At 57.5% G+C, this 14267-nt stretch carries 9 protein-coding genes; 2 read left to right on the top strand and 7 right to left on the bottom strand.

The genetic code is table 11. The features are described 5' to 3' along the window. Positions 1-36 precede the first annotated feature (36 nt). Entirely contained in the window at positions 37-1077 is a 1041-nt protein-coding gene (locus tag B2P82_RS16660; RefSeq protein ID WP_206992296.1) for a rod shape-determining protein, read from the bottom strand. Between the two features lie 254 nt (positions 1078-1331). Next, positions 1332-3119 carry a hypothetical protein gene (locus B2P82_RS16655; RefSeq protein WP_290498162.1) on the bottom strand — a complete coding sequence of 596 codons (1788 nt, stop codon included), beginning with the start codon at positions 3117-3119 and terminating at the stop codon, positions 1332-1334. A 105-nt stretch (positions 3120-3224) separates the two neighbouring features. Between B2P82_RS16655 and B2P82_RS16650 the strand changes: the two genes are divergently transcribed. Continuing rightward, positions 3225-4256: a glycosyltransferase gene (locus B2P82_RS16650; protein WP_206992294.1), complete on the top strand. Its 1032-nt coding sequence runs from the start codon at positions 3225-3227 to the stop codon at positions 4254-4256. A 159-nt stretch (positions 4257-4415) separates the two neighbouring features. Here the strand turns inward: B2P82_RS16650 and B2P82_RS16645 are convergent, their stop codons facing one another. Beyond that, on the bottom strand, positions 4416-6131 hold the full coding sequence (locus B2P82_RS16645; RefSeq protein ID WP_290498161.1) for a sensor histidine kinase: 1716 nt from the start codon (positions 6129-6131) through the stop codon (positions 4416-4418). A 176-nt stretch (positions 6132-6307) separates the two neighbouring features. Here B2P82_RS16645 and B2P82_RS16640 point away from each other — a divergent pair, with 176 nt between their 5' ends. Beyond that, a complete protein-coding gene (locus tag B2P82_RS16640; RefSeq protein ID WP_290498160.1) occupies positions 6308-7627 on the top strand; it encodes an FAD-dependent oxidoreductase in 1320 nt (439 codons plus the stop codon). On the opposite strand, the gene B2P82_RS16635 is transcribed toward B2P82_RS16640, so the two are convergent. From B2P82_RS16635 to B2P82_RS16620, 4 genes are all read right to left on the bottom strand, one after another. After that, positions 7624-9123 (bottom strand): tryptophan halogenase family protein, encoded by a 1500-nt coding sequence (locus tag B2P82_RS16635; RefSeq protein WP_290498159.1) that lies wholly within the window; start codon positions 9121-9123, stop codon positions 7624-7626. The genes B2P82_RS16640 and B2P82_RS16635 overlap by 4 nt on opposite strands. Before the next feature lie 27 nt (positions 9124-9150). Beyond that, positions 9151-10188 carry a cupin-like domain-containing protein gene (locus tag B2P82_RS16630; RefSeq protein ID WP_290498158.1) on the bottom strand — a complete coding sequence of 346 codons (1038 nt, stop codon included), beginning with the start codon at positions 10186-10188 and terminating at the stop codon, positions 9151-9153. Positions 10189-10205: 17 nt separating this feature from the next. After that, positions 10206-10994, bottom strand: coding sequence for a SapC family protein (locus B2P82_RS16625; protein ID WP_290498157.1), 789 nt, complete (start codon positions 10992-10994; stop codon positions 10206-10208). A 100-nt stretch (positions 10995-11094) separates the two neighbouring features. Continuing rightward, the gene (locus tag B2P82_RS16620) at positions 11095-14187 is read right to left on the bottom strand and encodes a TonB-dependent receptor (RefSeq protein WP_290498156.1); all 3093 of its coding nucleotides are present in this window, start codon (positions 14185-14187) and stop codon (positions 11095-11097) included. Positions 14188-14267: the final 80 nt, after the last annotated feature.

Raw genomic sequence — 14267 nt, 5'->3', positions numbered from 1 at the left:
TTCCCTTGCGAAATTACCCCTGTCAGCTCATCTCAATCAGACTTCGGGTGAAAGCACCGTACGCATCTTCGTGAAATTCTCGAGCACGTGCCCGCAGCCATTCACAACACATTTCAGCGGATCGTCGGCGATCATGACCGGCAATTGAGCCTGCTCACGGATGACCGTGTCGAGATTGCGCAACAGGGCGCCGCCACCTGTCAGAACGATACCGCGATCAACAATATCCGCAGCCAGTTCCGGCGGCATGGCTTCGAGTGCAATCTTAACAGCATCGATGATGTCCGTCACGGGCTCACGCAGCGCTTCGGCGATCATCGCTTCGGTGATCTCGGTCTCCTTCGGAACGCCGTCCAGCGTGCCGCGCCCCCGAACGGTCAGAGCCATGCCGGTACCATTCTCCGGCGGCTGGGCCGTGCCGATTTCCTTCTTGATCCGTTCAGCGGACATTTCGCCGATGAGAATCTTCTGCTCGCGGCGCAGGTAATTGACGATGGCCTGATCCATCTTGTCGCCGCCAACGCGGACTGAGCGCGAATACACAATGCCGCCCAGCGACAGGACCGCCACTTCAGACGTACCGCCGCCAATATCCACGACCATGGACCCGGCCGGATCATCAATCGGCAGGCCCGCGCCGATTGCGGCGGCCATTGGTTCTTCGATCAGCTGCACTTCGCGGGCACCTGCGGCGAGGGCCGACTGGTGGATGGCGCGGCGCTCAACGCTGGTGGCGGAGCTTGGCACGCAGATGATGATGAGGGGAGACACAAACGCCCGGCGGTTGTGAACCTTCCGGATGAAGTGCTTGATCATTTCTTCGGCGACTTCGAAATCAGCAATCACGCCATCTCGCATCGGGCGAATGGCTTCCATGTTTACCGGAGTCTTGCCGAGCATGTTCTTGGCTTGCTCGCCGACCGCATAGACAATCTTGCGACCGCCTTGCGTCATATAGGCAACGACAGAGGGTTCATCGAGCTTGACGCCCTGCCCCTTCACATAGACCAGCGTGTTCGCTGTCCCGAGGTCAATGGCCATGTCCGTAGACAGCATGCCGAGGAGGCTACCAATCATGTCGTACCCGAGCTCTTTCTTGAGCGGCCGAGCGGTTTTGCCCGGCACGCATGTGCAATTCTTTACACAGCCCCATACACCATCTGCCGTTAACGCCGCTTTAATGCAAGAGTCGCTCGGCACATAAGTGGTACGCAGCGTTCATGGTGAATATTTGCGCTGTTTTAAAAGGGATTTTTTTCGATCACAGACAACCATCCGCATCGCCAACGGAACGCATCGTACGGCAATCGTTAACAAAGGCCAAAGATGCTTTAGGAAAGATCTTCATCTTTCTGGTCGACGGCTCCGTCCCCAAGCACCCGATAGAGACGCGCTGGCGTTTTCGCACCCGTGGCGAACGGGATATTTTCGAGGAAATCCGGGATCTCCTGGCGCCCGAGACGTGCCGCAAATCCGTCCTGATCATGCGTGGTCATCAGTTTCGTCTCGGCATCCGCCGGGCAGGTCACGATATAGTCGATCCTGCTGCGGGATAGCTTCGCGCGCGTCTCCCCTGCATGGGACAGCAACAGCTCGATGGCCTGACTGATGCCGTCCTGATTGCGATGATAATTGCCCTGCAGGACATTGTGTTCGGTGCGATTCAGGATCTTCGGGCCAAAATCAGCCGGCGCAAGGACCCGGCCCTTCGGAAGCGTCTCCAAGGTGGCAAACAGACTGTCCTGAAGGCAGTCGGCCTTGTCGCCGGTCTTGTTTGTCTCAACCGCAGGCGACACCAGGAGTCCCGGCAATGCCCACAGGAAGGGTACGCTCAGGGCCAACGCGCCAATATAGGCAACGCTGGACGCGCTGCGCGCCTTGCCGGTGCGGTAGACATCTGCGATCCACAAGCCCAACGGAATGACCGCGAAAAGGTGGCCGAATACGTAGAAGCGCGTCTGGTAGAGGGTCATCGCCACTGCCGAGACGAGCAGCGCCACAAACAGGAAATTCGCGCGCATCCGCTGGCGGCGATATAGGCCGTAAAGGCAGAGCCCCAGCGCGAGAACCGTGATTCCAAGGCAAAATCCAAGCTTCGCGACAAGGTCTGATCGTTCTGCGAAGATCGGGCGCGCCTCATCCACACGGTCGAGCCAAAGGGTTTTCAAATCCGGAGACAACTCATCCAGCGGGTTGGACAAGCATTCCGGGCCAACCAGAACCAGTGCCCCTGCACAGGCGGCCCCCACCAGCGCCAGCGTACCCAGCCGCAGCCACCATATGCGACCTGACATGAGCAATGCGGCGGCGGCCAGACCAAATCCACCCGCCATGCCAGCCAACAAGCTGACCGCAGAAAGCGCGTCGCACGCCACGACAGTGTATTGAGACGGCGCGACCGTCGCGAAGAAGGCAATTTCCAATCCGGCGGCAAGACCCGCCCCAAACCCGGCTGCGCTGCGCATGGCTGCTGCGCCGGACACGGCCCAATCCAGGGCCATGAATGCGCATATCGCGGCTGCGAATACATAGACTTCGCCGCCAATGGCAACGGACGCTGCCAGAGCGAGACCTGCGCCGACCGCTCTGCTGGCCCGACGCTGTGGATCAAGCGCAAGCCCCATCGCCGCCGCCATAAGCGCCAATTGGAGATTGTGATGATCAATTGCTCCCGGTCGGAAGCGATAATGAGCGGAGTAGACAAAAATACTGAGCACGAGACAGGCCAAGGCCCCTGCCCGGCCGCCGACTTGGCGCGCGCCCATATAGAGACCGCCGAGCACGATGAGTACACTGAGAGGTGGCCATGCCGAATAAGCCCAGACAAGCGCCGTTTCGGAGGGCAGGAACAGCTCAAACAGGCTGAAAAGCGCGAGGATGGGAAGATCGACCAGTCGCGACCAATGCATCGCTGTGCCGCCGTCCGGACCCATCCGGTATTGATGGAGATCGAACCAGTCCTGGCCGTTCAGCAGATCCTTGATCTGGACCAGCCGCATCACGTCGTCGCCATCAGGCCCGATCGATCCAAGCGTTCCCTGGAGGGCGGCAGATGCGACCAGCCAGACCGGCGCGACCACAAACAACACAGCGATTTTGGCGTCGAACCGAGTTTGCACGACCTCCCTTTCCCACTCTGCAGGCAACCAAGCCTTCCACTCCCGAAAGGCAAACTTAACCAGTGGGGGTGTAGGAAACCCTAAAGAGGGAGGCGCTGAAAACCCATGACTGAAGAAGATGTTGCCCGATTGAATATCGCCGTCCTGTTGCCTTGCTACAATGAAGGCAAATCGATCGCGTCCGTGGTCATCGGGTTTCGCAAGGCCCTGCCAGCCGCGCGCATCTACGTCTATGACAACAATTCCAGCGACGACACGTCAGCCCAGGCCGCCTTTGCAGGCGCCACCGTCGTACCGTCGCGCCGGCAGGGCAAAGGCAATGTCGTGCGCCAGATGTTCGCGGACATTGAAGCCGATGTTTATGTGATGGCCGATGGCGACGGGACGTATGATCCGACCGCCGCGCCGCGTATGATCGATACGCTGCTGGCAGACCGGGCAGACATGGTGGTGGGCACGCGCCGAAACGTTACCGAGGATGCAGGTCGCAATGGCCACGCTTTCGGCAACCGCCTGTTCAACATGATCTATCGCGCCCTGTTCGGCAGCGATTTCACCGATATTTTCTCCGGGTATCGCGCCTTTACGCGTCGCTTCGCCAAGAGCTTTCCCGCCTCGTCACCAGGATTTGAAATCGAAACCGAAATGTCGGTCCACGCCTCGACCCTGCGTCTGCCCGTGTCCGAGATCGAATTCGATTATGGCCGCCGCGTCGAAGGCTCCGAAAGCAAACTGTCCACATTTCGTGACGGATTTCGCATCCTGCGCATGATGGGCATGTTGGTGAAGGAAACCCGGCCATTCATGTTTTTCAGTTCAGTGTCCGCAGGCCTGTTTGGTCTCGCCGCGATCCTGAGCGTGCCGGTGCTGGCAGAATACTTCGAAACCGGTCTGGTCAGTCGCATGCCGACCTGGATGCTGGCCATGACCCTGTTGCTGGGCGCGATGATGTCTTTCACCGCAGGCGTGATCCTGGATTCGCTGTCACGGGCCCGCGTCGAACAAAAACGCATCCACTATCTGTCGATTGCGCCTGCACGCGGTGAAAAGCATTTCCGTGGCAGTGGATCTGTTTCAGACCGTCGTGAAGCGGATCAGGCAATATCCGCTCCTCAAATTCGCAAGACGAGCGCCTAGAACGATCTTCCATTTTGAAGGGGCATACCCCGCACTGCAGCCTTTGCAGTGCGCGATCCTCCTGCGTTTAACGCAATCGCATAGTGAGCTCGCCAACTAAGGCAAAGTGTTCTGGAATACTGGTTTTGAATGTCAGGTTGCCAAGAAGGATGGCGCGCTTTAGCCGGTCTTCTTCTGCAACTCTGCAGGATCAATCACCGAAACTTCCGTTGCGGTGGCGCTGTCCTGAGGGGCCGAGCGACGCACAAGCGTCTCTGGAATGGTGACAAACGCCGTTGTTCCACGGCCGAGTTCGGAGCGCAGCTTGATGCGCAGACCCTGAGCATCGGCCAGACGACGCGCGACGCTGAGGCCCAGACCGACACCGGTCGAGTGGTCATATTTCTGGTGCGCCGGACGAGAATGGAAGAAGGGTTCGAAGGCCTTTTCCAGCACGTCTGAGGTCATACCCCTGCCCCGGTCACGGACCATGACCACAAGCCCGACGCCCGACACCATGCCCGCCTTGACCACGATCGGCGCCGACGAGCCGGATTCCAGCGCGTTCTTGATGATGTTGCGAATGATGATTTCGAAGCTGCTTTCATCCATGTCCGCAGCCAGATTGCTCGGCACGCTGACCTTGAGACGATCTGCAAAGCGCGAGAATTCCCCTTCGGTCAGCTTGCGCACAACGTTCTGAATCACTTCAGACACTGGCACTTCTGCTGATTGCGCCAGATAGTCTTCGCGTTCCATCCTCGTGAAATTGATGATGCCGTCCAGAGTCGAAGACAGGATCATCGCCTGTTCGGCAATCTTGTCGGCATAGGTGCTGACTTCTTCTTCGCTGCACGGAATATTTGACGATGAACCGATGACCCCGGCGCAGGCCGAAATGACATCAAGCGGCACTTTGAGTTCGGCGCTCATTGAGCCGAGGAAACGTGTCTTGGCTTCATTGGCCGCTTCAGCATCGTTACGAGCATGCTCGATCTCAGACCGGGCTTCTTCCATGCGAGTCACGTCTGTGTAGACGACCACAGTGCCGACACCGCTGATGCATTCGACGGATTTTTGCCAAAAGACCCCATCACGACGGATCGGTTTGTCGATGGGCTCCAGCGTATCTTCGCTTGTTCCAAACACTTGTTGGTGCAGCTGGTTTTCTACGACGACATCCCCATCTTCGTTGAAGATTGCAAAGGCCTGGTGGCTGGCTTCGAGCGCACCAATCAAAAGGTCTCGGGATTCTTCCGCCTTCTGGGTCGCGTCGATGTCTGACTTGTAGACCATGTAACTGGAGCGTGCGCCCAGATAGAGCGCGAACATGAAGGACACCATCATCAGACAGATCGTGGCGCCCGTAACGGATTGCGCATAGGCGCTGTAGGCCGCACTCGCGAAAAAGGCTGAAAGTGCATAACGCAGGACAATGCGGGGCACGCGCGTCAACATACTGGCCATGCCAGCCGCCATGGGGGTGATCATGAGACCACCCATGATCATTGCGGCGTTTTCATCTGCTCCGACAAAGAAAGGCAGGGATCCCCATGCAAGGCCAAACAGGATGGCAAGGAATTCCGAACGGCGAAGGTACTTGCCGCTGACCGTTTTGGGCGCCGGGCGCCCCCGCTTCAACAGGAAATCAATGACGAGCAGTGTGGCCAGGCAGAGATTGATCGCAATCCAGGCTTCAATATTTGTTTCAGGCACCCAGCGGTGAACAAGGAAGCTCGCCCCGATGGTGTTGACCAGCATGATCGTCGCCATGACCAGCTTGTGGCTGGAAAAATCCATGTGCTGCTGCAGCAGGACCAATCGGTCAACCGCCGTCGCCCGGGGAATCGTGTTCCCGGTTACATAAGACAGAAATGATTTTTCCTGTTTCGCCATGACACCGCTATACACAGGCAAGGTGAACAATCCGGTCTACAGGCCCGAAGGGATTGGCAGACTGTGGAAACTTGTCGTTAACGCGGGTGTTAACCAAGGATAGATACTCTTAAACGGTTGCATATCCTGTCCCGGGTTCTGTAGCGTGCATTCCGATTGAGGAGAGTATAGTTCCGGTGTCCCGCCCCAAATCGCCTTTCAAAATAGCAGTCATCGGTGCCGGGCCTGCGGGACTGAGCACGGCACGCTTCATCAAGCAGGCCGGACACAAGGCGGTCTTGTTCGAGGCCGAAGACCGTCTGGGGGGCAAGTCTTTTTCCGTTGTCCGTGGCGACGCCATGAATGAGATGGGCACGTGTTACACCACCCGCTCTCACAAGCTTGTAAAGAAGTGGATGCGCCAGCACGGGATCACGCTGAGCCGCCTGGGTGAGGCGCGATATGATGGCCTGAAGGTCGTCGACTATGTCAGGACGGGTGACGGTCCGCCCATGGTGTTGCAGGCCCTGAAGTTTATCAGGGCTGCCGGACGGCTGCGCCGCGATATCCGAGACCGACCAGACGATCCGGACGTGCGCGCGGAAGCCGCCATGACGACAGCGGAATGGGTGAAGCGACTCAACCTGCCGAAAATCGACCTTGCGTCTCACCGAATTCAGACAACGCAGGGTTATGGATTCACCGACGAAGCCACGATTGGCCAGACCGTCCAGTGGTGCGATCTGAACTATCTCCTGTCAGGCGTCCTCAACGACATGCACATGCCTGATCAGGGCTGGAGCGAGTTCTGGAACCGGTTCGCTCAGGATCTCGACGTGCGGCTATCGAGCCCGGTGACCCATCTCGACCGGTCCGGACCAAAGCCCGTGATCACGACGGCTGGCAAGAGCGAAGAATTCGACGCTGTGGTCTCCACCGTGCCGATGCAGAATTTCGTCAAGTTCTGCGCCGCAACGCGCGACGAGATGTTCATCTGCAACGGCATTGAATGGCAAAACTATACCACTACGCTGCTGACCTCGCCGGACTGGTTCGAAGGTCACATGATCATCGGCTATTCAGAGGCCAGCATGGACAGTACGCGGAAAGGAGCAATCCTGGGCGGTCGCCGCGAAGGCGAAAGCGAGGAATTGGGCGGCCGTCTCTACGTGACGGGCCAGTTTTCGACCGGCCTGACCGCGCCGGAACTTCGTGAGATCCTGCTGGCCGATGCGGAAAAGCACGGCTTTACCATCGAAAGCGTGATCCAGCAGAAGGTCTGGCAGTACTTCCCCCAATACAAGGTAGAGGCGGTGCGCGACGGCCTTTTTGGCGCACTGAAACGCGTACAAGGCCATCAACGTACCTGGTTTGGTGGAGCCAGCTTTTCACATGAACTGGTCTGCAGCGTTGTGGAACAGGCACAAGACATGGTGAAGGACATGCTCAACGAGCTCGTGCACGCCCCTGCTCCAGAGGCCTCATCGGAAACAACGAAAGTGGCCGAGACGGTCTAGACAGTCTCGGATTCCGGCACCGCACAATATTGATCAATGAAATCCTGATGACTCGGCATCTGTGAGACCGCCTTTGAGATATTGGCCTCAAGGCCACCCAATGCCGTCGTCAATTGCTCATCTGTCATCAGATGGCCCATATGGTGATATCCCTTGGGCTTCAGCCGCTGACCGAGCATAACCTGCAGCCAGGAATCCACGCGGAACAAATCATCCGTCGCCTGATAGGCCAGGCCGTTCTCACGGAACAGGGAAATGCGCTGTGCCAGAGAATCTGGAACCGGCATATCGCGGCGCGCGCGCCAGAAGTCCGAGTCGTCGCGCTCAGTCAGCTTGTAGTGCAACACGATGAAATCGCGAATTTTCTCAAGCTCGCGTTCGGCCTGTTCATTATAGTGGTTCGCAATCGCCTCACTTATCCCGGCAAACGGGAACTGCTGGACCAGACGGGTCGCCCCGACCTGGATGAGATGGATGCTGGTGGATTCCAGTGGCTCAACGAAGCCGCTCGACAGGCCAAGCGCCACGCAGTTCTTGTTCCACACCTTCTTGCGACGACCGGTCTTGTAACGGATCAGGCGAGGTTCGGTCAGTGGCTCCCCATCGACATGGCCAAGCAGATATTCCTTTGCCTCGTCCGGCTGCATATTCTCGCTGCAGAAGACAAGGCCGTTGCCGACCCGGTGCTGTAGCGGGATACGCCAGCGCCAGCCTGCATGATGCGCGACGGCGCGTGTATAGGGCTGAGCTGGGCCGACCGAGCGCGTCTGCACTGCCAGCGCACTGTCGGTCGGCAGCCAATGAGTCCAGTCTTCATAACCCGTCTTGAGGGTCTGCTCGATCAGCATACCCCGGAACCCGGTACAGTCGATGAAAAGGTCGCCCTCGATACGTTCGCCGGATTGCAGTTTGAGCGCCGTGATAAAACCGCTCTCGCCATCCTGCTCGACTTCTTCGATCAGGCCCTCAACACGCTTGACGCCCTTGGCCTCGCTGAAGGTCCGCAGGAATTTCGCGTAGAGACTGGCGTCGAGATGATAGGCATAGTTTATGTTGGCCTTGTCGGACGTGAAGAACCGTCCCGCCTCTGCAGCCTGTAATTCGAAACAGTAAGCGTCGAGTTCAGCGCCAATGCCACGCTCCTGCGCGTACATCCAGATATTGTAGAATTCGCCCATCCAGTTCGACTTGCCGACCTGGCCGAAGGAGTGAATGTAGCGATCACCAAGCCCGCCCCACTCCTCGAACGCAATGCCGAGTTTGAACGTGGCCTTGGTTGCGCGCATGAAGTCGCGCTCGTCGATTCCCATCAGATGGTGGAACGTACGGTGCGTCGGGATGGTTGCTTCGCCGACTCCGACTGTGCCGATGGCATCGGATTCCACCAGCGTTATGTCCAGCAAGGGGCCAAGCAGGCGTGAGAGCGAGGCCGCAGCGATCCAGCCAGCTGTGCCGCCGCCGGCAATGACTACTCTCCTGATATTCTGCGTTTCCAATGTGATCCCCGGTTCTTTTTATAGTCTTCAACGATTGAGCTTGTTCAGCAAGAGTGCGCGGAGCCGCCGTGCCTTCACCTCGTCGAGCGGCCCGAGATTGCCCTGAGCCGCATCGGGCAAGTGCGCAGCCGGCTGCTCGGAGGGTCCGAAAATATAATAGTCGAACAAGGCCTTCCAGGCCTGCTTCTCCGGCTCCGGACGATCCCGCAAGCTGAGTATGGCGTGCAGCAAAGTGTTTTGGGGCGTATCCATGAAGGCTGGCGACGTGTTCCACCAATAATTAATCATGGCCGTGAAGTCGCCGATGCCCTCAACATTGTGCCACCAGAGTGCTGGATAGAACAGTACATCGCCCGGCTCCAGCTCAGCCACCTCCCCGGCTGCCATGGCCTCGGCAAAGCGTGGGTAGCGCGCAAGGTCTGGATCACGGAAGTCCACCATGCTCACGACCTGTCCGCCGGGCGTGGGCTCCAGAGGGCCGGGATAGAGATTGGCCACCTGCTCAGGCGGGAACAATGTGAAGCGTCGCTTGCCGACCATACAGCAGGCCAGATTGTTCGACATGTCGTAATGGGCCGAAGCAATCGTATGGTTCCCCATCCAGATGCTGACCATTGGCTTGTGCGCATCAAACATCGGATCGTTCAGCACAAGGTCGTTCTCGTCGCGCATGCCCGGAAAGAAATTATCGAGATCGGTCGAACCAATATAGAAAGAGCGCCCGTCAGACGATCTTGCCGTTTCGCGTACCCGATCAAAGAAATCCGGCAACGGAACACGGTCGCGCTCAAAATTGAAGCCGTCCACCGCCTCAGTATAAAAATACCGCCCGCCTTCTCCTGGCGCACTGCGATATTCCACGACCGGACGCCCGCCATAAAACGAGGCGATATGGTCCATGGCTGCGTCCAGTGACTGCAAGCCCTTCTGGACCAGAGGCCACTTACTCGCCACTCCTTTCAAGATGACGGGCTGTTGGTCTCGCATCAACTGATCGTAAGGTATGGCGTCCGGCGAGATGCCGTCCAGCTCCTTCGTTCTGCGCTGTATGTCCAGTGAGGACAAGGTTTCCTCCCAGAGGGTCAGCCGCCTGCTGCCCGTTTCGCGTTCTTCATATTGATCAGCCGGTTCACATTGCCCAACGAGGCCAGCACAAGATAGGCTGCGCGCAGAAATCCGCCACGATGGAGCTGTTGCAGCGCCTCCCCTTCCAGGGCGGCCAGCTTTTCTTCGTTCAGTGTAAAGAGGTCAGGCACCTTGTATTCGGTATGGTCATCAAGTTTGACGTCCAGTGATACAGGCTCGATCAAGCCGGCCTGCTCGAAAGCTGCAAACATGGGCGCGGTCATATCCGCGCCGACCGTAATCACGCGCAAGACCTGGCTGATATGCTGCAAGTATGGTGCATTGCCGCCATGCGCGAGAAAAAGCGGCTCGCCCTCCGTCTTGCTGACGCGCGGATTTTCAAGGTCCACATGGATCACCGGTTCTCGGCGGACCTCGCCATCGACTTCCTGGTTCTGGAAACCGATCATGAACGGGCCGCGCTGATGGATCGCGGGCACATAACGGGCCTGCCAGCGCGCACCATCAAGGAAGAGGTTTTCGCCCTTGTCGAGACCGAGCAGGATCACGCAGTAAAATACCCCCTCCTCGTCTTTTCGGAAGAAGATCGGGTATTCGCGCTGAAGCTCTGAAAACTCTGTCGGATAGACCGCTGCCTGATTGACGCTGTCGCCATAGGCCGCGTCAAAGCGGGTGATCACCTTGATATCCGGATGATCGATATTGTTCAGAAGTGCCATCTTGGCCATGAGGCGCCTTTCGGTGCTGCTTACGCTCGTTGTGTCGTGCGAGCGCGTTTCCGTCATGATGAAACAATCCTCCCATGCTTACAAGCGGGGGCAAAAAAGGCCGCTGCAAGCAGCGGCCTTTCCTGAATGTTCCAAGTCTCGTTCCAGTCGTCTCCGACTAGAACTTGTAGCGGACGCCAACCTGGTAGCGTGGTGCCAGCTCGTAGACATAGTACACCTGCTCCGGCACGCGGTGGTAAAGCCGCTGGTCTTCACCGGCCAGATTGATGCCCTCGAAGGACACGGCAATCTGGTCGTTAATGTCATAGCTGACATTCAGGTCGATCTGGCTGTATTCCTCGGTATAGATACCGCTTCGGTCTCCGCCTTCGTTCGTGTTGAGAAGGAAGGTATCGCGCCAGTTATAGGCCAGACGCGCGGAGAAACCGTACTTTTCATAGATCGCCGTTACGTTCGCCGTGTCGGATAGACCGAGCAGTGCGAACTGGTTCTCGTTGATATCTCCGGCCGGATTGAGCTCAACGTCGCCATTGACCAATGTATAGTTGGCCTGGAAACCAAATCCGGTCTCCCCGAAGAAGTGCTGCCAGGCAAATTCGAGCCCGTCAATGTTGCCTTCGCGGTTATTAATCGGCTGTTCGACACCAAATAGTGCCAGCGGGTCGCTGGCATTGGATGCGACATCATATTGTCCGAGAATCTGGTCCACATAGCTTTGCGGCAGGACACCGCCGACAAGCTGGGATTCGAACTCAGCACGCGCCGCCGCAGTATCCCCGCCATTCGCGTCGATCAGGGCTGTCAGCGTAAAGAGGTTGGCTTCAGATTGATCGACACCCAGCGTATTGATAATAGCCAGAGCATCTCCAGACCGCGAACCAGACACTCCTGATGCGGGATCCCGCAAGCCGAACAAATTGCGCTCGACCACACCATTACCAATGAAGTTTTTCACCTTCTTGTCGAAGTATCCGAGCGATACATAGCTTGAATCATCGTAGTACCACTCAACCGAGGCATCGAAATTGGTCGATTTGAGAGGTAGCAAGCCCGGGTTCTGAGATTCACCCGTTAGTGAACCGCCAAAGGCCGTTGGGCGATTTGGCGCATCCGTGGTCGTGGACGAGAAAAGGTTACTATATGCGGCCCGGCCAATTGTTTTGCTGAACGATGCACGTGCAACAACATTTTCGGTCAGATCAACCTGAAAGTCGACGTTCGGAAGCACTTCCTCATAAGCGCCCTTGCCCGATAGATCTTGCTGGGCACCAGACTGGACGATGAGGAAATCGTTGTCTGACTGCCACAAGATGCCCGACGGGATCGACTGAACCGTTGTCGAATTGACGTTGGTGTCCTCATAACGAACACCAATATTGGTGCGCGTCGGAAGCCCCATGAAGTCGCGCTCGATATTGAACTGAGCATAGAAAGACAGAATTTCTTCCTGCACAGTGTCGTCGGATTCAGAGACGTTGACCGCGTTGCCAGCATAAGCCGCTTCCAAAATCGGGAAGAGCTGAGCCGCGTCAGTGCGGAACGCGACGTCTGCCTGCCCCACAGCTACGTCGTCGAACAGACATGAGAGACAATACTGCTGCATCGCACCTGGAGCGAATTGTTCAACGTCGCCGGGATTGGAGATACCCCATGAACCAAGGTCCTGCTGGGTTGTACGTGTTGTACGATCCATCTGAGTGTCGCGGTAATTACTGCCAACCGTCAGACTCGTACGATCGTCGAAGTCCCAGACGAAGCGCAGATCAAACTCGTCAACCTGATGCTCCATATTGGCAGAGTTCGACCGTTGCACCTGGGTGCCGAGATCACCTGCATCCAGCACGCCATTGCCATTTCCGCGAACGGAATCGTCAATCGTGTAGGACTGGATCGGAGAGCCGCTACGATAATCCACCGAGTGTTGGAGAATAACCGGCGCGCCCATTGAAACGAATGTCGCAACGTGGCCGAGTGGATTGTTACCGCCGGATTCCGACTTCGAGCTGTGCGCATCGAAGATAATGGTTCCGCGTTCGGAGAATTCCCAATCAGCGTTGAAACCGATCGAATTCATCTCGTCCTTCGTCGCGCGATTGGTTTGCTCAAAGCCGATATCCTTTGAGCCGTTATTGTTCTCCTGCATGAACACAGCCGTAGCGACCGGGCCATCATTATCGAAAATGATCTGGTCCAACGGCGTCGCAAACCAGTTGGTCTGCTCATAGCGCAGTTCGTCGGCCTCATTCTGGGCGTAAGTATAGTCGCCGGTCAGGGTGAGGTTATCAATCGGACGGAACTGCAGCACCAGCTGGCCGTTGAGACGCTCTCGGGAAATATCCGAGAAGTCGTAGCGGCTGTCCTGCGCGATGGCGTAGAGTTGGCCAGCAGCTGGCGGGTTCGTGATTTGCGTAGAGCCATCGCCGCGAACATAGCTGCCATCAATCGTGCCGTCAGTGGATTCACGGACGATCCAGTCATTGATCTGCTGCGATGGCGCGCCGGAATCCCGCTTCGAATAAGATCCGAAAATACCGATGCCGAAACGGTCGGAAGGATCGGTCCAGCTGACAAGACCTGACAATTCAGGTGTGAAGTCATCTCCAGCTTCAACGCTCGTATCGTTGATCGCCTTGGCCGAGAAGGTCGCATTCAGACCTGGATCGTCAAAAGGCGTCCGTGTCTTGATGTTGACGGTCGCGCCGAGGCCACCTGATGGCAGCACGGATTGGCCAGTCTTGTAGACTTCCAGTCCGTTGACGCCTTCCGAGGCGAGGTTTGCGAAGTCGAATGCACGGTCACCACCAGCGCCGTAATTGCCGCGGGCACCGATAGCGCGAATTTTGGCGGTTGGCATGGTCCGGCCATTCAGCGTGACCAAGTTGAACCCTGGGCCAAAGCCACGAACGGTGATTTCGGAGCCTTCGCCGTTGACCCGGTTGATGGACACACCCGTGATGCGCTGAAGCGATTCCGCGAGGTTTGTGTCCGGGAACTTGCCGATGTCTTCGGCCGAAATGGCGTCAACAACACCATTGGAGCTGCGCTTGATGTCCATGGCGCGCTCGAGCGATCCGCGGATGCCCTGTACGACCACAGTTTCCTGCGTCAGTGTCTCTTCATTTGCGTCTTGCGCCTGCGCTGCCAATGGCAGGGCTGACAGCAGCGACACCGCGGACGCACTGCACAGCAGCGTTCCCCATTTTACTTTCCGTGCGGAATCCGCACGGACCTTGTCCGTGGAAACAGTCATTACAATCCTCCCTGAGACAGGCCACTCACGACGGTGGTGCCGGTCTTCAATGCTTGTCTCGGTCAGGCGGACTGCCCCTG

The sequence above is a fragment of the Hyphomonas sp. UBA4494 genome (assembly GCF_002388935.1).
Lineage (GTDB): Bacteria > Pseudomonadota > Alphaproteobacteria > Caulobacterales > Hyphomonadaceae > Hyphomonas.
Note: the sequence above shows the minus strand (reverse complement) of the source record. Positions and strands in the feature narration are given on the sequence as shown.